This is a genomic window from Bradyrhizobium sp. T-1, assembly GCF_053592855.1.
The window spans coordinates 7,538,629-7,562,537 of record NZ_CM132115.1 but is presented as its reverse complement, the minus strand read 5'-3'; the positions used below and the strand labels follow the sequence as shown (position 1 = coordinate 7,562,537).

Genomic DNA, 23,909 nt, shown 5'->3' with positions numbered 1-23,909 from the left:
GGGCGGCTTTGTGCGTCCACTTGATCCCCTATCCCATCGCGCTATATCCCGGCTTTCTCCATTTCCGATTGAGCGGGTAAACGCATGACGACGTCCGATACGGCCACGCATACGCAGCCTTTCCAGGCTGAGGTTTCCGAGCTGCTGCACCTGATGGTGCATTCCGTCTATTCGGAGACCGACATTTTCCTGCGCGAGCTCGTCTCCAACGCCTCGGATGCCTGCGACAAGCTGCGCTATGAGGCGATCGCCAATCCGGCCCTGCTCGGCGAGGGCGACGCCCTCAAGATCCGGATCATTCCGAACAAGACGGCCACGACGCTCGCGATCGCCGACAACGGCATCGGCATGGAGCGGCAGGAGCTGATCGACCATCTCGGCACCATCGCCCGCTCCGGCACCAAGGCGTTCGTGTCGAAGCTGAGGGAGGCCAAGGACGGCCTCGGTCTGATCGGTCAGTTCGGCGTCGGCTTCTATTCCGCCTTCATGGTCGCCGAAAAGATCGTCGTGATCAGCCGCCGCGCCGGCGAGAGCGATGTCTGGACCTGGACGTCATCCGGCGGTTCCGGCTTCGAGATCGCGCGGGCAAGCGACGAGGACGCGGCACGCGTGACGCGCGGCACCGAGATCGTCCTGCACCTGAAGGACGACGCCAAGAAATATCTCGAAACATACGAGATCGAGCGTATCGTCGGCGCCTACTCCGACAATATCCTGTTCCCGATCGAGCTCGTGCCGGAAGAGGGCGAGCCGCGCCAGATCAACTCGGCGAGCGCGCTGTGGCAGCGCTCGAAGTCCGAGCTTTCGACGGAAGACTACAAGAAGGCCTATCAGCAGATCGCGTCCGCCTTCGACGACCCGGCAATGACGCTGCACTACCGCGCCGAGGGGCGCTATTCCTACGCGGTGCTGTTGTTTGCACCGTCGACGAAGCCGTTCGACCTGTTCGAGCCGAACCGCAAGGGCCGCGTCAAGCTCTATGTCCGCCGCGTCTTCATCACCGACGATGCGGATCTGCTGCCGGGCTATCTCCGCTTCATCCGCGGCGTCGTCGACAGCGAGGATCTTCCGCTCAACATCTCGCGCGAGATGCTGCAGAACAATCCGCAACTGGCGCAGATCCGCAAAGCCGTGGCGACCCGCGTCGTCAACGAGCTGGAAAGCTTGGCCGAGAAGGACGCTGAAAACTTCACAAAGATCTGGGACGCCTTCGGCGCTGTGCTGAAAGAGGGCATCTACGAGGATTTCGAGCGCCGCGAAAAGCTGCTCGCGCTATCGCGCTTCACCACCACGACCGGTGAGAAGCGCGCGCTGAAGGATGTCGTGGCCGATTTCAAGCCGAACCAGACCGAGATCTATTATCTCGTCGGCGACAGCATCGAGCGGCTGAAGTCCAGTCCGCGGCTGGAAGCTGCGACCGCGCGCGGCATCGAGGTGCTGCTGCTGTCCGATCCGGTCGATGCGTTCTGGACCTCGATGCCGACGGAGTTCGAGGGCAAGCCGCTGAAGTCGCTGAGCCAGGGCGATCTCAATCTCGACCTGATCCCGCGCGTCGACGACAAGGACGAGGCGAAGAAGGACGAGCCCGAGGCGGATGAAGCCGCCACCATCGCGGTGATCAAGGCAGCGCTCGGCGAGCGCGTCAGCGACGTCAAGGCCTCGACCCGCCTTACCAGCTCTGCCTCCTGCCTCGTCGCCGACAGCCAGGGCCCGAGCCGCGAGCTCGAGCGTATCCTGGCGCAGCAGAACCGCGGCATGCGCACCAAGCCGATCCTGGAGATCAATTTGCGCCACCCGATGGTCACTGCGATCACCAGGGCCCAGGCCGGCTCGAACACGGTCGACGACCTCAGCCTGCTCCTGCTCGAACAGGCGCAGATCCTGGACGGCGAGCTGCCGGAGGATCCGGCGGCGTTCGCGGCGCGGCTGAACCGCCTGGTGCTGCAGGGGCTGGGCTGACGCGAGTCGCGCCTACTCCGCCGCATCCTTCTGCTCCTCGTCCTCAACCTCCGCCTCCGGCTTCTTCTCCATCCAGCGTGACAGCGCGTTGGAGAAGCGGTCGAGGTAGAGATAGACGACGGGCGTCGTGAACAAGGTCAGTGCCTGGCTGACGATGAGACCGCCGACCATGGCGTAGCCGAGCGGTTGGCGGATCTCGGCGCCGGTGCCGGTGCCGAGCATCAGGGGGACGCCGCCGAGCAGGGCCGCCATCGTCGTCATCATGATCGGCCGGAAGCGCAGCAGCGCGGCCTGGCGGATCGATTGCTCCGGCGTCAGGTGCTGCTCGCGCTCGGCGGCGATGGCGAAATCCACCATCATGATCCCGTTCTTCTTGACGATGCCGATCAGGAGGATGACGCCGATCAAGGCGATCAGGCTGAAATCAAAGCCGAAGATCATCAGGATCGCGATCGCGCCGACGCCGGCCGACGGCAGCGTGGACAGGATGGTCAGCGGGTGGATGTAGCTCTCGTACAGCACCCCCAGCACCAGATAGACCACGACGAGTGCGGCGAGGATCAGCATCGGCACGGTGCCGAGCGATTGCTGGAATGCCTGCGCGGTCCCCTGGAAGCTCATGGACAGCGTCGGCGGCGCCCCCATCTCGCCTGCCGCGTGTACCACGGCGGCGGTCGCCTGTCCCAGCGCAATGCCCTCGGCCAAGTTGAAGCTGATCGTCACCGCCGGAAACTGGCTCTGATGCGCGATCGCGAGCGGCCGCACCGGTTCGTTGTTCCAGCTGCAGATGACTGAAAGCGGGACCTCGTCGCCGGTCAGCGGTGACTTGATGTAGAGCTTGTCGAGCGTGTCCAGCTTGCCCTGCAGAGCCGGGGTGATCTCGAGCACCACATGATAGCTGTTGGTCTGCGTGAAATATTGCGCCACCTGGCGCTGGCCGAAGGCGTCGTAGAGCGTATCGTCGATCAGCTGCGGCTGGATGCCATAGCGTGCCGCGGTGTCGCGGTTGATCGTGAGCTGCAGCGTCGTGCCCTCGGTCTGCTGGTCGGTGGCGACGTCGCGAAGCTCCGGCAGACCTTTCATCTCCGTGAGGATCTTCGGCGCCCAGGTGTTCAGCTCGGATAGATTGGCGTCCTGGAGCGTGAACTCGAACTGGGTCCGGGTGGCGCGGCCGCCGAGCCGCACGTCCTGCGAGGCCTGCATATAGAGACGTGCGCCCTCGACCTCGGCGAGCTTCGGCCGCAACCGCGCGATGATCTGTTGCGCGTTGGCGTTGCGCTCCCCGATCGGTTTCAGCGTGACGTACATGCGCCCCGAATTCAGTGCCGTGCCGCCCCCGCCAATGAACATCGCGATGGAATCGACGGCCCGGTCGGCCTGCACGATGGCATTGAGCTCCTCCTGCCGCCGCTTCATCTCGGCGAAGGAGATGTCCTGAGGCATCTCCGATACCGCGGTGAGGAAGCCGTTGTCCTGCTGCGGGAAGAAGCCCTTGGGGATCAGGACGAACAGCAGCCCCGACAGCGCGACGGTGGCGAAGAAGACGCAGAGCGTGATGAGGCTGTGGCGCAGCGCAAGATCGAGGCCGCGTTCATAGGCGCCGAGCAGGCGCTCGAACAGCCGCTCGCTCCATTGATAGAAGCGGCCATGGCGGGCCTCGTGGTCGGAACGCAGGAAACGCGAGGCCATCATCGGCGTCAGGCTCAACGATACGACGAGCGAGACGAAGATCGCCATCGACAGCGTCACCGCAAATTCGCGGAATAGCCGGCCGATGATGCCGCCCATCAACAGCAGCGGGATCAACACGGCGACCAGCGAGATGCTGATGGAGACGATGGTGAAGCCGATCTCGGCCGCCCCCTTGTAGGCGGCGGTGACCGGGTTCTCGCCCCGCTCGACATAGCGCGTGATGTTCTCCAGCATCACGATGGCGTCGTCGACCACGAAGCCGACCGCGATGGTCAGCGCCATCAGCGAGAGATTGTCCAGGGAGTAGCCAAATACCCACATCAGCGAGCAGGCGCCGAGCAGCGCCAGCGGCACGGTGATGCTCGGAATGATCGTGGCCCAGAAGCTGCGCAGGAAGATGAAGATCACCATTACCACGAGCACAATGGTGATCATGAGCGTGATCTGTACGTCGTCGACTGCGGCGCGGATGGTGATGGTGCGGTCGCTGATGATCTTGATGCTGATCGCGGGCGGAATTGCCGCGATCAGCCGCGGCAGCTTCTGCTTGATGCGGTCGACCGTCTCGATGACGTTGGCGCCGGGCTGCTTGAAGATGACCAGGAACACCCCGCGCTTGCCGTCGGCCCAGGCCGCGGTCTTCATGTCCTCCGGTCCCGACACTGCCTCGCCGATGTCGCGTATCCGCAAAGGTGCGCCGTTGCGATAGGCGATGATGACGTCCTGCCACTGACCGGCCTCGAGCAGCTGGTCGTTGGCGTAGACCGTGTAGGCGCGCCTCGTGCCGTCGATATTGCCCTTCGGGCTGTCCGTGGTCGCGATCGCGATCTGGCTGCGCACGTCCTCCAGCGACAGGCCCTTGGCGACCAGCTTGGCCGGATCGACCTGGATGCGCACCGAGGGCTTCTGCTGCCCGCCGACGAACACCTGGGCGACGCCGGGAATCTGGCTGATCTGTTGCGCGAGCTGGGCGTCGGTGCGGTCGCTGACAGTCGTCAGCGGCAGGGTCTCCGATGTCGCCGACAGGATCATGATCGGCGAATCTGCCGGGTTGACCTTCCGGTAGGTCGGCGGCGAGGGCAGGTTCTTCGGCAACTGGCCGCTCGCCGCGTTGATCGCGGCCTGCACGTCGTTGGCGGCGGCGTCGATCAGGCGGTTGAGGTCGAACTGGATGGTGATCGATGCCGAGCCGAGCGAGCTCGTCGAGGTCATCTGCGTGATGCCGGGGATTTGCGCGAGCTGGCGCTCGAGCGGCTGCGCCACGGAGGAGGCCATGGTTTCGGGGCTGCCGCCGGGGAGCGACGCGGAAACCTGGATGGTCGGAAAGTCGACCTGCGGCAACGGTGCAACCGGCAGCAGGGGGTAGGCCACGAGACCTACGAACAGGATGCCGGCCATCAGCAATGAGGTGCCGATGGGATAGCGGATGAACGGAGACGAGATGCTCTCTTGCATGCCCTGAAACCACAGACCGGCCAGCGCATCTTCTCGCCGCCCACGGCGGAGCCGCGCTCGAGAGTTCGAGCGCGGATGTGCGTTTCCTTCAGCCCATATGCTTGTTGATCGCCCCGGAACGTCATCGGTCCGGAGCCGGCGTTGTGGTCGAAAGACTAGTCGGTTCGCTCAGGCCTGCGAACGATTTCCTGCGTCAACTGCCTGCGACCTTTGTCGAAGGATGGCACGTGGCAAGATATGCGTTCGATGCAGGTCGAACGCGGAGCCTCTTCCCGGTTTCGGATCGTTACGGCGCTGTGTCGCATCATTTTTGCTGCCTGTCACAAGCGGGAGAGGTATGAGTAGGAACGGTCGCTTCTTCCGCGCTGCCGTGCCATATCGAAATGACATAACGCCTGCCGTTGTTACCGATTCGAGGAACTTGTCCGATGCGTGTCCCCCTCCTGACCCTCACCGCCATTGCGACGCTGTTCGTCGCGGCAGATGCCAGCGCTCAGACTTATGATCCGCGCTACCCGGTGTGCATGCACGTCTACACGGGCGGCGGCGGTGGCTTCGGCGCTGGTGGCGGCAATTATTTCGACTGCTCCTTCACATCGCTGCCGCAGTGCCGTGCGACGGCATCGGGCCTCGCGGCCAGCTGCGACGTCAATCCCTACTACGCTTTTGATGCGCCGCCCCCGCCGCGCAAGCGTCACAAGAAGGTGTACTGACCGCAGCGGCTAGTGCCGCGCGATCACCTAGTGAGGGTAATCGGTTCTCCTGCCGTGCAGAGGCCGCAGGCTAATCCTTCTTGATCCCCGACAGCTCCACGACCTTGCGCCAGCGCTCGGTCTCGGCGGTGAGCATGCCGCCGAACTCGCCGGCATTGCCGTGCAGCGGGATCGCGCCGAGCTCGGCGATGCGGGCCTTGATCCCGGGATCGGACAGCGCCGCGTCGACCTCGCGATTGAGGAGGTCGACGATCTCGCGCGGCGTGTCGTAGGGGGCGCCGACGCCGTAAAACGAGCTCGTCTCGTAACCGGGCAACGAATCCGCGATCGGCGGCACCTCGGGCAAGATCTCCGATCGTTCGCGCGTGGTGACGCCGAGCGCGCGCAGCTTGCCGGCGCGCACCAGCTCGAAGGACGAGGTGACATTGTCGAACATGCCCTGGATCTGGCCGCTCATCACGTCGGTCAGGCCCGGCGCCGAGCCGCGATACGGCACGTGGGTGAATTGCACGCCGGCCATCGACTTGAACAGCTCGCCGGAAAGGTGCAGCGAGGTGCCGATGCCGGATGAGGCAATCGACGCCTTGCCGGGATTGGTCTTGGTGTAGGCGATGAAGTCCGCGACGCTCTTCACCGGCAAGTCATTGCTGACGACCAGCACCAGGGGGATGCGCGCGACGCCGGCAACCGGTGCGATGCCCTTGGCAAAATCGTAAGGCAGTGCCGGATCGAACGAGGCGTTGATCGCATTCGCGGTCGAGGTCAGCAGCAACGTGTAGCCGTCCGGTGCGGAGGTGATCACCGCTTGCGTGCCGATATTGCTTCCGGCGCCGGGTTTATTCTCGACCACGAAGGTCTGCCCGAGCCGTTCGGACAGGCGCTGGCAGATCAGCCGCGACAATACGTCGGTGGCCCCGCCGGGCGCATAGGGCACCACCCATTTCACGCTCCGCGACGGATAGGATGGGTTGCCGATCGCAAAGGCGCGAGGCGCCGCAAGTGTCGCCACGGCGCACGCAGCGGTCTGAAGGAAATGTCGCCTGGTAATCATCGTGGCCTCCAGTTCATCTCTCGCGGAGCGAGGGGCACGCGCAGCGCGCCTGACTGACTGGATTTGCTATCGCAAGAATTGCGCCGGGTCGCACGTCGTTCCGGTCGGCTTGGTAAAGGATGATTGCAGTTAATCGAGAGCTAACCGAGTTTTACCTTGTCTCTTAACACCTGCGCAGGACGAGCGAGCTAATCTGCCGACACAAGCAGATACCGTCCGAAAGAATGAACGGCATGACCATCGGCGTCATCGAGCAACCCAAAGCCGCGCGCGCGCCCTCGGCCTCAAAGATCTGGCTGAAGGCGATCGAGTTGACCGCGAGGATCGAGACGCTGCCAGGCCGTCTGTTCGCGGACGTCGTCGACGATTGGGCCCGACGCCAGCCTGACCGCATCGCACTGGTCACGGACAACACAACGCTCGACTATGAAGGTTTGTCGAAGCGCACCAACCGCTATGCGCGCTGGGCGCGCTCGGTCGGCGTCGCCAAGGGAGATACTGTCGGCCTGATCATGTCGAATGGCATCGATTATGTCGCAGCCTGGCTCGGCATCAGCCGTGTCGGCGGCGTGGTGGCGCTGATCAACACCAAGCTTGTCGGGAAATCTCTCGCGCATTGCGTCGACGTCGCCAAGCCATCGCATATCATCGTCGCGCATGAACTCGCCGAGACGCTGGCGAGCGCAACGCCGCATCTGAAGACGGAGGCCACGATCTGGACCCACGGCGACGCCCGAAGTGAGCGCGCGATCGACGTTGCGCTCGCCGCGCTTGATGACGGACCGCTTTTGCCGGAGGAGCACGGCGAGGTCACCATCGACGACCGCGCGCTGCTGATCTACACGTCCGGCACCACCGGCCTGCCGAAGGCCGCCAGCATCAGCCATCGCCGCATTCTCAACTGGGGGCTCTGGTTCGCGGGCCTCACCGGCGCGATGCCACAGGATCGGCTCTACGATTGCCTGCCGCTGTTTCACTCGGTCGGCGGCATTGTCGCGCCCTGCAGCATGCTCGCCGCCGGCGGTTCGGTGGTGATCGCCGAGAAGTTTTCGGCGTCGAACTTCTGGCCCGACATCGTGCGGCACGACTGCACGCTGTTCCAGTATATCGGCGAGCTCTGTCGCTATCTGCTCAAGGCGCCGCCGTCGGAATACGAAAATCGCCACCGGCTGCGGCTTGCCTGCGGCAACGGCCTGCGCGGCGACATCTGGGAGGATTTCCAGGGCCGCTTCGCTATTCCCCGCGTTCTCGAATTCTACGCCGCGACCGAAGGTAATTTCTCGCTGTTCAACGTCGAGGGACAGCCAGGCGCAATCGGGCGTATCCCGCCGCTGCTTGCACATCGCTTTCCTGCGGGGCTCGTCAGGCTCGATCCGGGTAGCGGCGCGCCGCTGCGTAACGACGAGGGCTTTTGCATCTCCTGCGCCCGCGGAGAAGCTGGAGAGGCCATCGGCCGCATCGGCAGGGCAGATGAGGGCGGTGGCCGCTTCGAGGGCTATACCGAAGCCGGCGAGACCGAAAAGAAGATCCTGCGCGACGTCTTTGCCAAGGGCGATGCCTGGTTCCGCACCGGCGATCTGATGCGGCTCGACGACAGGGGCTTCTTTCATTTCGTTGATCGCATCGGCGACACTTTCCGCTGGAAGGGAGAGAACGTCGCGACATCAGAGGTCAACGACGCCGTGCGCGATTTCACCGGTGTGGTCGATGCGACCACCTATGGTGTCAGCATTCCCGGCACTGATGGCCGCGCCGGCATGAGCGCGATCGTCGTGAACGAGGGATTTGATATCGCCGCACTGTCTGCGCACCTCGCGCAGCGGCTGCCGGTCTATGCCCGCCCCGTCTTCGTCCGGATCTCGCGCGAGCTCGATGCGACCGAGACTTTCAAGCAGAAGAAGGGCGAGCTCGCCCGCGAAGGTTTTGACCCGGGCGCGGTGGCGGATCCGATGTTCATGCGCGATCCGGACTCCGGCGCCTATGTCGCACTCGATCCCGGGACGTATGCGCAGATCTTGGACGGCACGATCAGGCTGTAGCCGTGGCAAAATCAAGAGATAGGTCCAATTTTATCTGAATTGTCGAAGAGGCCATTTACTTCTGTCGGGTAAACAAGCGGCCATGGGAGGCGGTCTTCATGAGCCGCCGCAAGAAAATACGATCGATTAACTAAGCAAGAGGCGAGCAAGCCATGTCGGTAAGGTCTAAGGTCATCGAAGCGATCCAGCAGATCGCCAAGGAGCAGAACGTCAAGCTTCCCGCACTCTCGGACGATCTGTCGCTGCACGAGACGGGCTTCGACTCGCTCGCCTTCGCGATCCTGGTCGCGCGTCTCGAGGACGAAACCGGCGTCGATCCCTTCACCATTTCCGAGGACGCTGCGTTCCCCGCCACCGTAGGCGATTTCGTGCGGGCCTACGAAAATGTCCCCGCGTGAGATTTTTGCGCTCCGTGACTATCTCGGCGCGGAGCTAAAGGGCCGTACGCTGTCGGACGCGCACCATGTGGTGTCGCTGACTGATATCCTGTCGCGGACCGTGCTGGGTGGCCGCTTGCGCGAGCTGTCCGGCCGCGCCGTCTTGCTGAGGCTGTCAGACCAGCTCAGGTCTGGCATTGCCATGATCGAGCTCGACGGCATCGCACGTCGCATGCTGTTGTGCCCGCCGGATCTCGATCCCGCGCATCTGGACGCGCTGATCGCGGATGCCGGGATCGATGCCGTCGTCACCGACGAGCCCGATCGCTGGGCCGCGACCGGCGTGTCGCTGGTGGTCACAGCACAATTGCCGCTTCAAGCCACGCGACCCCCGCAGACCGAGCGCGCGACCGAATGGCTGATGCTCACTTCGGGCACATCGGGCGTGCCGAAGATCGTCGGTCATACGCTGGAGGCGCTCACCGGCGCGATCGTTGCCGAAGGCCCCGCCAAGGGGCCCGTGCCGGTCTGGGCCACGTTCTATGACATCCGCCGCTATGGCGGCCTGCAGATTTTCCTCCGCGCGATCCTCTCGGGTGGCTCGATGGTATTGTCGGACCCGCACGAGGCGCTTGCCGACCACATCGCCCGGCTAAATGCACGCGGCGTCTCCCACATCTCAGGCACGCCCTCGCACTGGCGCAAGCTTTTGATGAGCGGTTCGGCGGCGCAATTCGCCCCACGCTATGTTCGCCTCTCCGGCGAGATCGCCGACCAAGCGGTGCTCGACGGCCTCAAGGCCGCATTCCCGAATTCTTCCGTCGGCCATGCCTATGCTTCGACTGAGGCCGGCGTCGGCTTCGCCGTCAATGACGGGCTCGAAGGCTTTCCGGCCAACTATCTCGGCAACCGCAACGGCGTCGAGATGAAGGTCGTCGACGGCTCGCTGCGCATCCGCTCGACGCGAACGGCGCATGCCTATATCGGCCGCAACGCGGCCGCACTCACCGACGGCGACGGGTTCGTCGACAGCGGCGATATCGTGGAATTGCGCGGTGACCGTTACTATTTCGTCGGCCGCCGTGGCGGCATCATCAATATCGGTGGGCTCAAGGTTCATCCCGAAGAGATCGAAGCGGCGATCAACCGGCATCCCGACGTGCGGATGTCGCGGGCAAAATCGCGGCGCAGCCCGATCACGGGCGGCATCGTCGTCGCCGACGTGGTCCTCGCCGATGGCACCGACCAGGCGCGAGCGAAGGAAATCCGCGACCAGATCCTGGATCAGTGCCGCGCGCAGCTCGCCTCGCATAAGGTGCCTGCGGTGATCCGCTTCGTCGAGGCGCTCGAGGTCACCCCGGCCGGCAAACTGGCGCGCACCGATGCATAATGTCCTGGTTACCGGCGGCAGCCGCGGCATCGGTCTTGCGATCGGCAAGCGCTTGGTTGACGCCGGCTACAACGTGATTGCAGCGGCGCGGAGCGAGAGCGACGAGCTCAAGGCCGCGATTGCCGCTTCCGGGGGACGCCTGCATTTCCGCGCCTGCGATCTCGCCGTGATCGACGCGATCCCGGCTTTCGCAAAGCTTGTGCGGAACGAGTTCGGCCCGACCTATGGCCTCGTCAACAATGCGGGCCTTGGTACCGAGGGCCTGCTCGCCACCATGCACAATTCCGAGATCGAGGCGCTGGTGCAGCTCAACGTGCTGTCGCCGATCATCCTCACCAAATATGTCGCCCGCCAGATGATGGCGGATGGCGCCGGCCGCATCATCAGCATCTCGTCGATCATCGCGACGACGGGCTATAACGGGCTCTCGGTCTATGGCGCGACCAAGGCCGCCGCCACCGGCTTTACCCGCTCGCTCGCGCGCGAGGTCGGCAAGCTCGGCATCACCGTGAACGCGATCGCGCCCGGCTTCATCGACACCGAGCTGACGCATAACCTCTCCGAGGATGGCCGCAAGCGCATCGCCGGCCGCAGCGCACTGCGCCGCCTGCCGGAGACCGACGACGTCGCGCGCATGGTGGAGTATCTGCTGGGCGATGGCGGCCGTAACGTGACCGGCACCGTGTTCACGATCGATGCAGGCAATACGGCTTAAGGCGGAACTCCGCCGTCGCAATCGGATTGATCCGGCACAATGACATCGAGCCGGATTTGGTCGTAAGATGTCTCGTAATCGATTGGGTTACGTCAATCGAACTGCCCTAAAAGCCAGGGAGCAGTCTATGGCCCCTCCTCATATGACCGTTGCGGGTCACGGCCGGACACCTGCGGAGCCATCGCCGGCGAAATCGGACGATGTCCGTTGCCCGCCGATGTCGCATCAAAACTCCGGCAGCCACGGCCACGAAATGTATCCGCAGCAATTCGTGCGGCTGATCGGCTGTCATGATGCGCCGGCACCCGGTTTGCGCAAGCGCCAGGATGAGAAGCTGCACTAGCGCGCAGGCGCCTACGTCTGGGGTTTCGGCAGATCAATCCGCTCGTGCGAGAATTCCGGCGGCCCCTCGGTCAAGCGGCGGATGCGGCGTTCGCGTTCGTCGGCGGGCAGGGCGGGATCGAGCAGTCCCTCGAGCTCGTGCACGGCGATTTCTTCGATCCTGGCGGCATCCGATGCGACCGCGACGTGTGGTGACGTCGGCGTCGCCGGGGCGATCTTGAGACCCAGCTCGACCAGCTTGCAGATCGCACCCGCACGCGACAAATGCTGCGCCTCGGCCCAGGCATCCACGGCCGCAGTCAGCCCTTCCGGCATCTTGACGGCACTGATGATGTCGAGGTCGGTACGTCGACGTACCGGAGGTGTGGAATCCTTGCTGCCGAAGTCAGACACCTCGATTGTCCCGTGCAAGCCTCTGAGAAGATTTAACCCTAAGCGCGATTGCCGGCCGGCTGTTTGATGCCGATCAAGAACGACGTGCGGCATTGCGGCGCGGCGGGACCTTGTTGTCCGGCATCATTTCGGCCAATGATCGGGCCTCGAAAAGGAGGCGCCCGGCGAACCCGGATCGATCCTGCCACGTATCTCGTTCGGTCGCGCTTCCCAACCATCCGGCATCAGGCGATGATCCCAGGCAAGTCCTTTTACAGCAGCATCCCTGTCTTCCGCGGCTTCACCAGCCTGATGGAGCCGAAGCTCTATTCCCCGCTGCCGGAGGACTGGAGCATCGGCGTCGCCGACATCGTCGATTCCACCAAGGCGATCGCGGCGCAGCGCTACAAGGCGGTCAACATGGCTGGCGCTGCCGTGATCGCGGCCGTGACCAACGCGCTGGGAGGGCGCGAATTTCCCTTCGTGTTCGGCGGCGACGGTGCAAGTTTTGCGATCGCGCCTGGCGATCTCGACGCTGCGCGCGAGGCGCTGGCCGCAACCGCGACCTGGGTGCGGGAGGATCTCGATCTGAAGATGCGTGTTGCGCTGGTGCCTGTGAGCGCCATCCGCGCGCAGGGCCTGGACGTGCGCGTCGCTCGCTTCGGTCCGTCGGCCAATCTGTCCTATGCGATGTTCTCCGGCGGAGGGCTCGCCTGGGCCGACGCCGCGATGAAGCGCGGTGAGTTCGCCGTCACCGAGGCGCCGCGGGGCACGCAGCCCGATCTCTCGGGCCTGTCCTGCCGCTTCGAGGTGATTCCGGCCTCGCGCGGACTGATCCTGTCGGTGCTGGTGATGCCGGCGGCGGGCGCCGATCCGCTGGCGTTCCGCAAGGTGATCGAGGACATCATCCATCTCGTCGAGCGCAGTCCGGAGTCCGGCCGTCCCGTGCCGCCGCAGGGGCCGCCGCTGAAATGGCCGCCGCAAGGCCTGGACTACGAGGCCCGGGCGATCCGTGGCGGGTCGCTATTCAAGCGCCGCGCCAGCCTGCTCGCCTTTACGTTTTTCGCTTATGTCCTGATGCGCTTCGACATCAAGGTCGGCGGCTTCCTGCCAAAGGTCTACAAGCGCCAGGTGGTCGAGAATTCCGACTTTCGCAAATATGACGACGGCCTGCGCATGATCCTCGACTGCACGCCGGAGCTCGAGCGTGCGCTGAGCGATCGTCTCGCGACGGCGGCCCGCGAGGGCATCGTGCGCTACGGCCTTTATCAGCAGGACGCGGCGATGATGACCTGCTTCACGCCCTCGGCGCTGCGCAGCGACCACGTGCACTTCATCGACGGCGCGCGCGGCGGTTACGCCTCGGCGGCGACGGCCTTGAAGGCGATGGCGGCGGCCGCGAGCTAATTAGCGTCCTGCCCGCGACCAGGTCTCGCCGCCGCAGAGCGCGCCGACGCAGCCTTCGACCCTCAAGGTCTCTGCGCCCGTGAGGGAGACGCTGCTCGCATAGGTGCTGCCGTCGTCGGCATTGTAGATCTGGCCCGACCATTTGTTCGGGCCCGAAGGCTGCATGCCGGAGAACAGCGGCAGTCCGATCATCGGACGCTTGGCGAGTGCGGGATTGGGATTTTTGCTGTCGGTCGCGGGCTGACCGGTCGCGGTGTCGTGCGGCTCGCGCAGCCAGACGATGACACCGCAAATACCGCCGCCGCATTTGCTGATCTTCACGCGCGCATCGCCCGCCTGGGTCAGCCAGGTCCCGCTCGCATCGGCACTTTGCGCATGCGCGACGGTCGCGCCGAGGAGAGCAACCAGGAGGACGGAGAGCATGGCGAATCGGTCGAACATGGAGAGAGCCCCGAAAATGGAGGCGCCTCCATAGCAGCCCAGCAGGATAGTGCAACGCTGGATGGAATCACATTGCTGCGTTCATTTGCCCCGGAGAACGTCTCACCAAGGCAGGCCGCAAAGGTCGATGGTGCCGAGCGTCGGCGCGCGCACGATGTCGAACACGTAGGGCGCCGTGCAATCGAAGCGGACGCGCCCCTCCGGCTGCTCGCAATAGACCTCGCCCTTGAAGGACTGCCATTTGCGGGCCTCGTAGAACGCGACATTGTGCGGCTCGCAGAACAGGAGCGCAAAGCGGACCGCCTCGTTGGCGCGCATGGTATGCACGGCTGCGTCGATCGCCATGGTGGCATAGCCGCGGCCGCGGCGATCCTCGCGCGTACAGACGCCGCCGATGCCGCCGACATGCGCCTTCTGTCCATTCCAGGTGATGGTGCGGAAATAGATGCCGGCATGGCAGACGAGGCCGTCCTCAGGCGTCTCGATGAGTACGCGGAGATCGGGATTCGCCCATTTGATATGGCCCCAGGGCAGCTTCTCTACCACATCGCTCGGATAGACTGCCTTGAAAAGCGGTTGTGCGATCGGCCATGAGGCGTCGCCGTTCAAAATGTCGATCTCGATGCTCATGGCTCTGCCTTGCGGTCCCCGGCTGCGTGGTGCATTCGTTCTGTCATAAGCGCTTCAAAGGCAATGATATTTTGCAGCACCCTTGGGTCAACATCCACTGGCCTGCGGCGAAGTTGTGCAATCAATCCACGCGATCGCATCGCGCCTTTTCGCAAATTGGCGGTATTTAACGGCGCAGGAACCTTCTATAAGGGGTGACCGTTAGAACGTTCCCCACCAGTTGCGGACAAGAACCCATGACATTCACGCTGCCCCCTCTCCCTTACGCCTATGACGCCCTCGGCCAGTTCATGTCGAAGGAAACGCTCGAATTCCACCACGACAAGCATCATCAGGCCTACGTCACCAACGGCAACAACGCGCTCAAGGGCACCGAATGGGAAGGCAAATCCCTTGAGGAGATCGTCAAGGGCTCGTTCGGCAAGAATCCCGCGGTGTTCAACAACGCCGGCCAGCACTACAACCACATCCACTTCTGGAGCTGGATGAAGCCCAATGGCGGCGGTACCAAGCTGCCGGGCAAGCTCGAGAAGAAGATCAACGAGGACCTCGGCGGCTTCGAGAAGTTCAAGACCGACTTCCAGGCGGCCGGCGTCGGCCAGTTCGGCTCCGGCTGGTGCTGGCTCCAGGTCAAGAACGGCAAGCTCGAGATCTCCAAGACCCCGAACGGCGAGAACCCGCTGGTGCACGGAGCCACGCCGATCCTCGGCTGCGACGTCTGGGAGCACTCCTACTACATCGATTATCGCAACCGCCGCCCCGACTATCTCAAGGCTTTCGTCGAGAACCTCGTGAACTGGGAATACGTCGAGTCCCTGTTCGACAAGGCGTAAGGCGCTGTCGTCATCCCGGGGCGATGCGCAGCATCGAACCCGGGATCTCGAGATTCTCAGGTGCGCAACGGCGCACCAGAGTTCGGCTTCGCCGCCCCGGAATGACGGAAGTAAAAAAGGCGGCCGCTCACGCGGCCGCCTTTTGCTGGTGCGAACCAGCCCTGCGTGGCGCGGGCACGGGTCTGTCATCACATCGTTTGCATCACCTCGGGCGCGCCCTTAATCAGGACGGGCATCCCCCTCGAGCCTCCACACCCATTGTCAGAACCTTCCCCGAACAGTCCGGCGCCTGCCGAGGACGCGGAGTCCGAGCCGCGGCCGGGGCGCGTTCGCAAGCCGATCGGCTGGTCGACGATCATCATCGCAGTGCTGGTGGCCGTGAGCGCAGGACTGGTCTGGCGGCGTGACGGCGCCGATGGCGTTCTCGACATCCTCACCCACGACCTCTCGCTGTTTGGAGGCATCCTGCCGCGTGTGCTGGCGGGATGCCTGCTCGGCGCCTTCATCTCGGAGATCCTGCCGCATGAAAAAGTCTCGCGCTCGCTCGGCCCGAAATCCGGCCTGATGGGCCTTCTGATCGGCACCGCCTTTGGTGCGATCCTGCCTGGTGGTCCCTTCACCGCCTATCCGGTGGCAAGCGCGCTGCTCGCGGTCGGCGCCGATTTCGGCGCCACCATCGCCATGGTCGTGAGCTGGACCCTGATCGGTTACGGCCGCGCAGTCGCCTGGGAAATCCCGATCATGGGCACCGACTTCACGCTGTGGCGGATTGTGATCTCGCTGCCGCTGCCGGTGCTTGCCGGCGCGCTCGGTCGCTTCTTCTATGTCCGGCTCTACCCGAAGCGCGACAGCGACGAGGATGCCGCATGAGCGCGGCGCTCCTGATCGACATCCTGTTGTGGGGCTCGGTGTTCGGCGTCGGCCTGATTGCCTTCCGCCGTGGTCCCCCGGTGTTCAAGGCCTCGCTGCGCGAAGGCTCGATGGACTTCATCAACATCGTGCCGCGGATCGCACTCGGCGTGATCGGCTCCGGCTATATCGCAGCCATCATTCCGCAGGAGGTGATCACCGGCTGGCTAGGGCCCGACAGCGGCTGGCTCGGGGTGGCGACAGCCGTGGTCGCCGGCGCGGCCACCCCCGGCGGTCCCGTGATCGGCTTTTCGATCGGCACGGTCGCCCTGAAATCCGGCGGCGGGGTACCCCAGGTGGTCGCCTATGTCGTCGCCTGGGCCCTGTTTGCCTTCCAGCGGGTGATTCTGTGGGAAATCCCGTTCATGCCGGCCCGCTTCGTCTGGTTCCGCTGCGCCGTCTCGGTGCCGTTCCCGTTCGTGGCCGCCGCCATCGCGATGCTGATCGGCAGGCCCTGACCGAGGCGTGGACGCTTGGGACGTCATTCCGGGGCGATGCAAGGCATCGACCTATGGTGCGCAATTGCGCACCGGAGAATCTCGAGATTCCGTGTTCGCTACTCTGTAGCGCCCCGGAATGACGCCGCTGGGTCGTGGACAGACGTAATGTTATAATATAACGTCTCTGGCATGGTTCCCGCCGCGTCCCACGCCCACCACCACGACCATGCTCATGGCCATTCCGAAGGTCACTCCCACGACCATGGGCATGCGCACGGGCACGACCACACCCACGCCCATGTCCACGACGCGGCCTCGCCGCATCCGGCCCAGGACGCGCCCTGGTCGATCCTGCGCATGACCATGGCCGGCCGTCTTGCGGCCGCCATGGCCGTCTGCGCCGTGCTCTGGGGCATCGTATGGTTGGCGATGAGATGACCATGGCACAGCTCGCATTCCGCAACGTCACACTCGGCTATGACCGTCATCCGGCCGTGCACCATCTCAACGGCGAGGTCGCGTCGGGCGCGCTGGTCGCCTTGATCGGCCCCAACGGCGCCGGCAAGTCGACGCTGCTGCGCGGCATTGTCGGCATCCTCAAGCCGCTCGACGGCAGCATCCATCTCGGCGGGTTAGACGCCCGCGACATCGCCTATCTGCCACAGAGCGCGGACATCGACCGCACCTTCCCGATCTCGGTATTCGATTTCGTCGGCACCGGGCTGTGGCGCGGGACTGGCCTGTTCGGCGGCATCGGCAGGGCCGCGCGCGAAAAGATACTGCGCGCGATCGCCTCCGTCGGGCTCAACGGCTTCGAGAACCGCCCGATCGGAACGCTCTCGGGCGGGCAGATGCAGCGCGTTCTCTTCGCCCGCGTGCTGCTCCAGGATGCGCGCCTGATCGTGCTCGACGAACCCTTCAACGCCATCGATAGCAAGACCACGGCCGATCTGCTCGCGCTGGTGAAGCACTGGCACGCCGAGGGCCGCACCGTGCTGGCCGCGCTGCACGACATGGAGATGGTGCGCGCGCACTTCAGCGAGACATTGATTTTGGCGCGGGGCCCCGTGGCGTGGGGACCGACGGTGGAGGTGCTGACGCCGGAGAACCTGATGGTCGCGATGCGGATGTGCGAGGCTTTTGACGACAGTGCCACGGCCTGCGCCGAGGATGGACGCCGGCGGGCGGCATGATATCCGATGATCTATGATGCGCTGATCGGCCCGTTCACCGAATTCGAGTTCATGCGGCGGGCGCTTGCCGCCGTGATCGCGCTGTCGCTGGCGGGCGCGCCAATAGGTGTGTTCCTGATGCTGCGGCGGATGAGTCTCGTCGGTGATGCCATGGCGCACGCGATCCTGCCCGGCGCGGCCATCGGCTTTCTGCTGTCCGGCCTCAATCTGTTCGCGATGACGGCCGGCGGACTGATTGCAGGCTTTGCGGTGGCGATTCTCGCCGGCGTGGTCGCGCGCTCGACCGGGCTGAAAGAGGACGCCTCGCTCGCGACCTTCTATCTGGCCTCGCTGGCGCTGGGCGTGACCATCGTCTCGATCAAGGGCACCAACATCGACCTGTTGCATGTGCTGTTCGGCAACATTCTCGCGATGGATGACCAGACGCTGCTGGTCGTCGCCTTCAACGCCACGGTGACGCTGCTGGTGCTCGCTGTGATCTATCGGCCTCTGGTGATCGAGAGCGTTGATCCCTTGTTCTTGCGCACCGTCAGCCGCGCCGGCGGGCCTGCGCATCTCGCCTTCCTCGCTCTCGTCGTCATCAACCTCGTCAACGGCTTTCAGGCACTCGGCACGCTCCTGGCCGTCGGCCTGATGATTCTGCCGGCGGGCATTGCGCGGTTCTGGTCGCGCGATCTCACGGTGATGATCTGCATCGCCGTGATCGCCGCGGCTGTCTCCGGTTATGCCGGCCTCGTGCTGTCGTTCCAGACCCGCGTGCCCTCGGGCCCTGCGATTATTCTTGTGGCGACGGTGTTCTACATCGTCTCCATCCTGTTCGGCCGCGTCGGCGGCATCGTCAGGCAGATGTTTCCCGGCCGGCATCTGGAAGCATGACGATGCGCTTCCTGCTGCTCCTCGCTTTGCTGCTGATCGCCTCGCCCCTGCAGGCCGCGGACCGGCTCAATGTCATCGCGAGCTTCTCGATCCTCGGCGACTTCGTTCGTACGGTCGGCGGCGACCGCATCAATCTGACAATACTGGTCGGTCCTGACAGCGACGTCCACGTCTACACGCCGGCGCCGGCCGATGCGAAGCGGGTCGCGGAGGCGAGGCTTGTCATCGTCAACGGGCTCGGGCTGGAGGGCTGGCTGCCGCGTCTCGTGCAGTCCGCAGGCAGCAAGGCGCAGGTGGTCACGGCGAGCGCCGGCATCGCGCCGCTAAAACTCGGCTCGGCGGCCGATCCCCACGCCTGGCAGTCCGTGCCCAATGCCAAGGTCTACGTGACCGACATCGTCAACGCGCTGGCCACCGCTGACCCGGATGATGCCGAGTTCTTTCACACCCAGGCCAAGGCCTATCTGGAAAAGCTCGAAGTCCTCGACCGCGAGGTCCGGGACGCCGTGGCCAAAATTCCGCCGGAACGGCGCAAGGTGATCTCGACCCATGACGCCTTCGGCTATTTCGCCGCCGAATACGGTGTCCAGTTCGTCGCCCCCCTGGGCGTCTCCACCGAAACCGAGCCCAGCGCGCGGGACATCGCCGCCATCATCGGCCAGATCAAGACCCAGAAAATCCCGGCGGTATTTCTGGAAAATATCAACGACGACCGCCTGATCCGCCGGATCGCGGCCGAGACCGGCGCCAAGGTCGGCGGGACCTTGATTTCGGACGGTTTGACCGGCGAAAAGGGGGCCGCACCCACTTACATTGACATGGTCAGGCACAATATAAAGGCCCTGACCAGCGCGCTTGACCATTAGGGCAGGGGGCCACCCCGCCGCCTCGCGTCGCGCGGAAAAGCCCGATCCGGAGTTGTTATGTCTGAAGCGACCGCCTCCAAAATCCCCGTGACCGTCCTGACCGGCTATCTCGGTGCCGGCAAGACCACGCTGCTCAACCGCATCCTGTCGGAGAACCACGGCAAGAAATACGCCGTCATCGTCAACGAGTTTGGCGAGATCGGCATCGACAACGACCTCATCATCGGCGCCGATGAGGAAGTGTTCGAAATGAACAACGGCTGCATTTGCTGCACCGTGCGCGGCGACCTCGTCCGCATCATGGACGGCTTGATGAAGCGCAAGGGCAAGTTCGACGCCATTATCGTCGAGACCACCGGCCTTGCCGATCCGGCGCCGGTCGCCCAGACCTTCTTCGTCGACGAGGACGTGCAGAAGAACGCCCGCCTCGATGCGGTGGTCACGGTGGCCGACGCCAAATGGCTGTCCGACCGGCTCAAGGACGCGCCCGAGGCCAAGAACCAGATCGCGTTCGCCGACGTCATCGTGCTGAACAAGACCGATCTCGTCACCAAGCCCGAGCTTGCCGAGGTTGAGGCCCGCATTCGTGGTATCAACCCCTACGCGAAACTCCACCGCACCGAGCGCTGCTCGGTGGCGCTGGCGGATGTGCTCGACCGCGGCGCGTTCGATCTCGATCGTATCCTCGACATCGAGCCCGACTTCCTGGAGGCCGACGATCATGACCACGACCATGATCATCACCATCATCACGACCACGACCATCATCACCATGATCACAGTCATGGCCTGAAGCACTATCACGACGAGGACATGCAGTCGCTGTCGCTCAAGACCGACAAGCCGCTCGATCCGAACGTGTTCATGCCCTGGCTGCAGAACCTGGTGCAGGTCGAGGGCGGCAAGATCCTGCGCTCCAAAGGCATCCTCGCCTTCCACGACGACGACGACCGCTACGTCTTCCAGGGCGTCCACATGATGCTGGAGGGCAACCATCAGCGGAAGTGGAAGGAGGGCGAGCCGCGCGAGAGCCGCCTCGTCTTCATCGGCCGTGAATTGCCGGAAAAGGCCATTCGCGAAGGTTTCGAGAGCTGCATCGTCTCGTGATGAAAGAGTTCACGCCGGCCCCCGATTCCGCCTCGATCGTCTCCGTCACCGACAAGGTCAAGCCGGTTACGCTCGGCATGGGCGTGACCTCGGTGCATTTCCTTGGCCCCCGCGCCGCCTTCGTCGGCGGCGAGGAGAATGTCGCGTTCGTCGACGCCAAGGGCGAGATCACCACGGTTGCCGTGCACAGCGGCGGCATTCTCTCGACGGCAAGTGACGGCAAGCGCCTTGTCATGGGCGGCGACGACGGCAAGGTCGTCTCGCTCGACGCCAAGGGCGAGGTGACGCTGCTCGCGACCGACCCGAAGCGGCGCTGGATCGACGCGGTGGCGCTGCACGCCGACGGCGCCTTCGCCTGGTCGGCCGGCAAGACGGCGACCGTCAAGAGCGGCAAGAACGACGAAAAGTCGCTCGAGGTGCCCTCGACTGTCGGTGGTCTTGCTTTCGCGCCGAAGGGACTTCGGCTTGCGATCGCGCATTACAACGGCGCGACGCTGTGGTTTCCGAACATGGAAGGATCGGCCGAATTCCTGCCCTGGGCCGGCTCACATCTCGGCGTCACCTTCAGCCCCGATAACAAGTTTCTGGTCACCTCGATGCACGAGGCGGCGCTGCACGGCTGGCGGCTCGCCGACAACAGGCACATGCGCATGACCGGCTATCCCGGCCGCGTCCGCTCGATGTCCTGGAGCGCGGGCGGCAAGGGGCTCGCGACCTCGGGCGCCGACACCGTCATCATCTGGCCGTTCGGCAGCAAGGACGGCCCGATGGGCAAGGAGCCCGCGATGCTCGCGCCGCTGCAGGCCCGCGTGTCTGTCGTCGCCTGCCATCCGAAGAACGACATCCTCGCCGCCGGCTACAGCGACGGCACCGTGCTGATGGTGAGGATGGAGGACGGCGCGGAGATTCTGGTCCGCCGCAATGGTACGCCCCCCGTCGCGGCGCTTGCCTGGAATGCCAAGGGCTCGCTGCTGGCGTTCGCTGACGAAAATGGGGACGGTGGACTTCTGGAGCTTTAATCCGTCATCATTCCGGCCGTATAGGGAATCATGCGATTCCTGACGACTTTCCAGCTTGCTGATTTTGCCGACACGCTGGTCAGCCTGACCACAGCCTTCGTGCTGGGCACGCTGATCGGCGCCGAGCGGCAGTATCGCCAGCGTACAGCCGGCCTGCGTACCAATGTGCTGGTCGCGGTTGGCGCCGCCGCCTTTGTCGATCTCGCCATGCATCTGGACGGCGCGGACGGTGCCGTGCGGGTGATCGCCTATGTCGTCTCCGGCATCGGCTTCCTCGGTGCCGGCGTCATCATGAAGCAAGGCATGGACGTGCGCGGGCTCAACACTGCGGCGACGCTGTGGGCCTCGGCCGCGGTCGGCTCCTGCGCCGGCGCCGACATGGTCGCGCAGGCCGCCGCGCTGACCGTGTTTGTCATCGCCGGCAACACCATGCTGCGTCCGCTGGTCAATGCCATCAACCGCATCCCTCTGAACGAGAAGGCGATCGAAGCGACCTACTACTTCAAGCTCGCGGTTGCGGCCGATGCGCTACCCGACATGCGCGACCGCCTGGTCGACAAGCTCGAGGTCGCGAAATATCCGGTGGCCGATGTCGATGTCGTCGAGATCGGTGACGACATTCTGGAGATCGTGGCAAAGCTGGTCGCAACCGCGGTCGATCCGAACGAGCTGAACGCGTTGGCGACCGATCTCCAGCACTTGCCCGGCGTGCGCCACGCCACCTGGGAAGTCAGCACGACGGAATAGACGCGGCCTTTTGGCGCGACTGAGCGGTTCCCGCTTCGCCGGGTGCGGAACCGCCGTCGCAGAAATTCGTTGATCCCGCGGACAAAGGCGGTGATCGACATGCCCGGCCCAAACGACAAGCGAAATCTGAAGCTCGACCTGACGATTGCCTGTTCGCTGTTCGCGGCAGGCGTTGTGGTGTCAGCGATGTCACTGGCGCAAATCCGCGCCCAGAACTGGGTGGAGCTGGCACAGGCAACACAGCCTTTGCAGGGCACGCCGTCCAACGATCGGGACAAGACGCCCGCCGAGGCCAAACCCGGCGGTGAGCGCCCGACCACGCCGGCGCCCGAACCCGCGCGCCCCGATCCGCAGACGCAGGGCGCGGCAGGTGCGGCCAAGCCGGCGCTGCCACCGGCCCCGGCCGAAAAGGTCGCGCCGCCAATCAAGGACAAGTAGCCGCGACGGCCAGCGTATTCTGACACGTATGTGACAACTGATGCCGACTTAACGATCTCGCCTCGGCGCGCGGCTCGCTCCATAATCCGTCGAACCAACGACAGATGGGGCTCCCATGAAGATCGAGGACGTTCGCCGTACCGCATATTCGATGCCGCTCACCAACCCGTCATTCCCGCCGGGGCCATACCGCTTCTTCGACCGCGAATATTTCATCATCACCTACCGGACCGATCCCGAAGCCCTCGCCGCCATCGTGCCCGAGCCACTCGAGGTAGCGGAGCCGGTGGTGAAATACGAATTCATCCGCATGCCCGACTCGACCGGCTTCGGCGACTACACCGAGACCGGGCAGGTGATCCCGGTCCGGTTCAAGGGCGAGCTGGGCGCCTACACCCACGCGATGTATCTCGACGACGAGGGGCCGATCGCCGGCGGCCGCGAGCTGTGGGGCTTTCCGAAGAAGCTGGCGCGGCCGAAGATCGAGGTCGAGAGCGATGTGTTGGTCGGCTCGCTGCATTATGGTTCGGTGCTCTGTGCCTCCGCGACCATGGGCTACAAGCACCGCAAGGTCGACCATGACGTGGTGCTGCAGTCGATGGCGGCGCCGAACTTTATCCTGAAGATCATCCCACACGTCGACGGCTCAACGCGGATTTGCGAGCTGGTGCGCTTCCATCTCGAGGACATCACGCTGAAGGAAGCCTGGACAGGCCCCGCCGCGCTCGGCCTGTTCCCTCACGCGCTCTGCGATGTCGCCCGGCTGCCGGTGCGCGAGGTGGTCTCGGCGCTGCACTTCAAAGCCGATTTGACGCTGGGACTCGGCAGCGTGGCGTTCGACTACATGGCGAAGTGACGTGAGTGGGCGGGGCGCGGCATGACGCGCCCCGGCCCGCTA

Annotated in this window: 25 protein-coding genes; 20 read left to right on the top strand and 5 right to left on the bottom strand. The window is 64.4% G+C overall.

Features of this window, described 5'->3' with window-relative positions; genetic code table 11:
* Nucleotides 1-84 precede the first annotated feature (84 nt).
* On the top strand, nucleotides 85-1,959 hold the full coding sequence (gene htpG / locus ACWAT4_RS36170) for a molecular chaperone HtpG (RefSeq protein WP_212426156.1): 1,875 nt from the start codon (nucleotides 85-87) through the stop codon (nucleotides 1,957-1,959).
* A gap of 12 nt (nucleotides 1,960-1,971) precedes the next feature.
* Here the strand turns inward: htpG and ACWAT4_RS36165 are convergent, their stop codons facing one another.
* On the bottom strand, nucleotides 1,972-5,106 hold the full coding sequence (locus ACWAT4_RS36165; protein WP_449729304.1) for an efflux RND transporter permease subunit: 3,135 nt from the start codon (nucleotides 5,104-5,106) through the stop codon (nucleotides 1,972-1,974).
* Nucleotides 5,107-5,534: 428 nt separating this feature from the next.
* On the opposite strand from ACWAT4_RS36165, the gene ACWAT4_RS36160 reads away from it, so the two are divergent.
* Nucleotides 5,535-5,819: a DUF3551 domain-containing protein gene (locus tag ACWAT4_RS36160; protein WP_212426158.1), complete on the top strand. Its 285-nt coding sequence runs from the start codon at nucleotides 5,535-5,537 to the stop codon at nucleotides 5,817-5,819.
* A 70-nt stretch (nucleotides 5,820-5,889) separates the two neighbouring features.
* Here ACWAT4_RS36160 and ACWAT4_RS36155 read toward each other — a convergent pair whose 3' ends face one another.
* Entirely contained in the window at nucleotides 5,890-6,870 is a 981-nt protein-coding gene (locus ACWAT4_RS36155; protein WP_212297278.1) for a Bug family tripartite tricarboxylate transporter substrate binding protein, read from the bottom strand.
* A 224-nt stretch (nucleotides 6,871-7,094) separates the two neighbouring features.
* Here ACWAT4_RS36155 and ACWAT4_RS36150 point away from each other — a divergent pair, with 224 nt between their 5' ends.
* From ACWAT4_RS36150 to ACWAT4_RS36130, 5 genes are all read left to right on the top strand, one after another.
* Nucleotides 7,095-8,909, top strand: coding sequence for a long-chain-acyl-CoA synthetase (locus tag ACWAT4_RS36150; protein ID WP_449729303.1), 1,815 nt, complete (start codon nucleotides 7,095-7,097; stop codon nucleotides 8,907-8,909).
* A gap of 152 nt (nucleotides 8,910-9,061) precedes the next feature.
* Nucleotides 9,062-9,307 carry an acyl carrier protein gene (locus tag ACWAT4_RS36145; protein ID WP_212297276.1) on the top strand — a complete coding sequence of 82 codons (246 nt, stop codon included), beginning with the start codon at nucleotides 9,062-9,064 and terminating at the stop codon, nucleotides 9,305-9,307.
* The gene (locus tag ACWAT4_RS36140) at nucleotides 9,294-10,676 is read left to right on the top strand and encodes a class I adenylate-forming enzyme family protein (RefSeq protein ID WP_449729302.1); all 1,383 of its coding nucleotides are present in this window, start codon (nucleotides 9,294-9,296) and stop codon (nucleotides 10,674-10,676) included. Before ACWAT4_RS36145 ends, ACWAT4_RS36140 begins: the two co-directional genes overlap by 14 nt.
* A complete protein-coding gene (locus ACWAT4_RS36135) occupies nucleotides 10,669-11,391 on the top strand; it encodes an SDR family NAD(P)-dependent oxidoreductase (RefSeq protein ID WP_212426162.1) in 723 nt (240 codons plus the stop codon). The genes ACWAT4_RS36140 and ACWAT4_RS36135 overlap by 8 nt, the downstream gene beginning before the upstream one ends.
* Nucleotides 11,392-11,518: 127 nt before the next feature.
* Nucleotides 11,519-11,734 carry a hypothetical protein gene (locus tag ACWAT4_RS36130; RefSeq protein ID WP_212426163.1) on the top strand — a complete coding sequence of 72 codons (216 nt, stop codon included), beginning with the start codon at nucleotides 11,519-11,521 and terminating at the stop codon, nucleotides 11,732-11,734.
* Between the two features lie 11 nt (nucleotides 11,735-11,745).
* On the opposite strand, the gene ACWAT4_RS36125 is transcribed toward ACWAT4_RS36130, so the two are convergent.
* Nucleotides 11,746-12,126 (bottom strand): hypothetical protein, encoded by a 381-nt coding sequence (locus ACWAT4_RS36125; RefSeq protein WP_212426164.1) that lies wholly within the window; start codon nucleotides 12,124-12,126, stop codon nucleotides 11,746-11,748.
* 231 nt (nucleotides 12,127-12,357) lie between these two features.
* Here ACWAT4_RS36125 and ACWAT4_RS36120 point away from each other — a divergent pair, with 231 nt between their 5' ends.
* Nucleotides 12,358-13,512 carry a DUF3095 domain-containing protein gene (locus tag ACWAT4_RS36120; RefSeq protein ID WP_449729301.1) on the top strand — a complete coding sequence of 385 codons (1,155 nt, stop codon included), beginning with the start codon at nucleotides 12,358-12,360 and terminating at the stop codon, nucleotides 13,510-13,512.
* Here ACWAT4_RS36120 and ACWAT4_RS36115 read toward each other — a convergent pair whose 3' ends face one another.
* Nucleotides 13,513-13,953, bottom strand: coding sequence for a DUF2147 domain-containing protein (locus ACWAT4_RS36115; RefSeq protein ID WP_212426166.1), 441 nt, complete (start codon nucleotides 13,951-13,953; stop codon nucleotides 13,513-13,515).
* Nucleotides 13,954-14,055: 102 nt separating this feature from the next.
* Complete coding sequence (locus ACWAT4_RS36110) at nucleotides 14,056-14,583, bottom strand: GNAT family N-acetyltransferase (protein WP_212297269.1); 528 nt, start codon at nucleotides 14,581-14,583, stop codon at nucleotides 14,056-14,058.
* Between the two features lie 236 nt (nucleotides 14,584-14,819).
* On the opposite strand from ACWAT4_RS36110, the gene ACWAT4_RS36105 reads away from it, so the two are divergent.
* The 12 genes from ACWAT4_RS36105 (at nucleotide 14,820) to ACWAT4_RS36050 (ending at nucleotide 23,867) form a co-directional block, all read left to right on the top strand.
* The gene (locus tag ACWAT4_RS36105; protein WP_014491764.1) at nucleotides 14,820-15,416 is read left to right on the top strand and encodes a superoxide dismutase; all 597 of its coding nucleotides are present in this window, start codon (nucleotides 14,820-14,822) and stop codon (nucleotides 15,414-15,416) included.
* Between the two features lie 258 nt (nucleotides 15,417-15,674).
* The gene (locus tag ACWAT4_RS36100) at nucleotides 15,675-16,286 is read left to right on the top strand and encodes a permease (RefSeq protein ID WP_449729300.1); all 612 of its coding nucleotides are present in this window, start codon (nucleotides 15,675-15,677) and stop codon (nucleotides 16,284-16,286) included.
* The gene (locus ACWAT4_RS36095) at nucleotides 16,283-16,783 is read left to right on the top strand and encodes a hypothetical protein (RefSeq protein ID WP_212297267.1); all 501 of its coding nucleotides are present in this window, start codon (nucleotides 16,283-16,285) and stop codon (nucleotides 16,781-16,783) included. The genes ACWAT4_RS36100 and ACWAT4_RS36095 overlap by 4 nt, the downstream gene beginning before the upstream one ends.
* A gap of 171 nt (nucleotides 16,784-16,954) precedes the next feature.
* Entirely contained in the window at nucleotides 16,955-17,203 is a 249-nt protein-coding gene (locus ACWAT4_RS36090; RefSeq protein WP_449729299.1) for a hypothetical protein, read from the top strand.
* 2 nt (nucleotides 17,204-17,205) lie between these two features.
* Entirely contained in the window at nucleotides 17,206-17,958 is a 753-nt protein-coding gene (locus tag ACWAT4_RS36085) for a metal ABC transporter ATP-binding protein (RefSeq protein ID WP_212426168.1), read from the top strand.
* A 6-nt stretch (nucleotides 17,959-17,964) separates the two neighbouring features.
* Nucleotides 17,965-18,834, top strand: coding sequence for a metal ABC transporter permease (locus ACWAT4_RS36080; protein WP_212426169.1), 870 nt, complete (start codon nucleotides 17,965-17,967; stop codon nucleotides 18,832-18,834).
* 2 nt (nucleotides 18,835-18,836) lie between these two features.
* Complete coding sequence (locus ACWAT4_RS36075; protein WP_449731309.1) at nucleotides 18,837-19,700, top strand: metal ABC transporter solute-binding protein, Zn/Mn family; 864 nt, start codon at nucleotides 18,837-18,839, stop codon at nucleotides 19,698-19,700.
* A gap of 57 nt (nucleotides 19,701-19,757) precedes the next feature.
* Entirely contained in the window at nucleotides 19,758-20,807 is a 1,050-nt protein-coding gene (locus tag ACWAT4_RS36070; protein WP_212297262.1) for a CobW family GTP-binding protein, read from the top strand.
* The gene (locus ACWAT4_RS36065; RefSeq protein ID WP_449729298.1) at nucleotides 20,807-21,826 is read left to right on the top strand and encodes a WD40 repeat domain-containing protein; all 1,020 of its coding nucleotides are present in this window, start codon (nucleotides 20,807-20,809) and stop codon (nucleotides 21,824-21,826) included. The genes ACWAT4_RS36070 and ACWAT4_RS36065 overlap by 1 nt, the downstream gene beginning before the upstream one ends.
* A gap of 30 nt (nucleotides 21,827-21,856) precedes the next feature.
* Nucleotides 21,857-22,573 (top strand): MgtC/SapB family protein, encoded by a 717-nt coding sequence (locus tag ACWAT4_RS36060; protein ID WP_212297260.1) that lies wholly within the window; start codon nucleotides 21,857-21,859, stop codon nucleotides 22,571-22,573.
* 99 nt (nucleotides 22,574-22,672) lie between these two features.
* The gene (locus tag ACWAT4_RS36055; RefSeq protein WP_212297433.1) at nucleotides 22,673-23,011 is read left to right on the top strand and encodes a hypothetical protein; all 339 of its coding nucleotides are present in this window, start codon (nucleotides 22,673-22,675) and stop codon (nucleotides 23,009-23,011) included.
* A gap of 115 nt (nucleotides 23,012-23,126) precedes the next feature.
* Entirely contained in the window at nucleotides 23,127-23,867 is a 741-nt protein-coding gene (locus tag ACWAT4_RS36050) for an acetoacetate decarboxylase (RefSeq protein ID WP_212297259.1), read from the top strand.
* The last annotated feature ends 42 nt before the right edge of the window (nucleotides 23,868-23,909 follow it).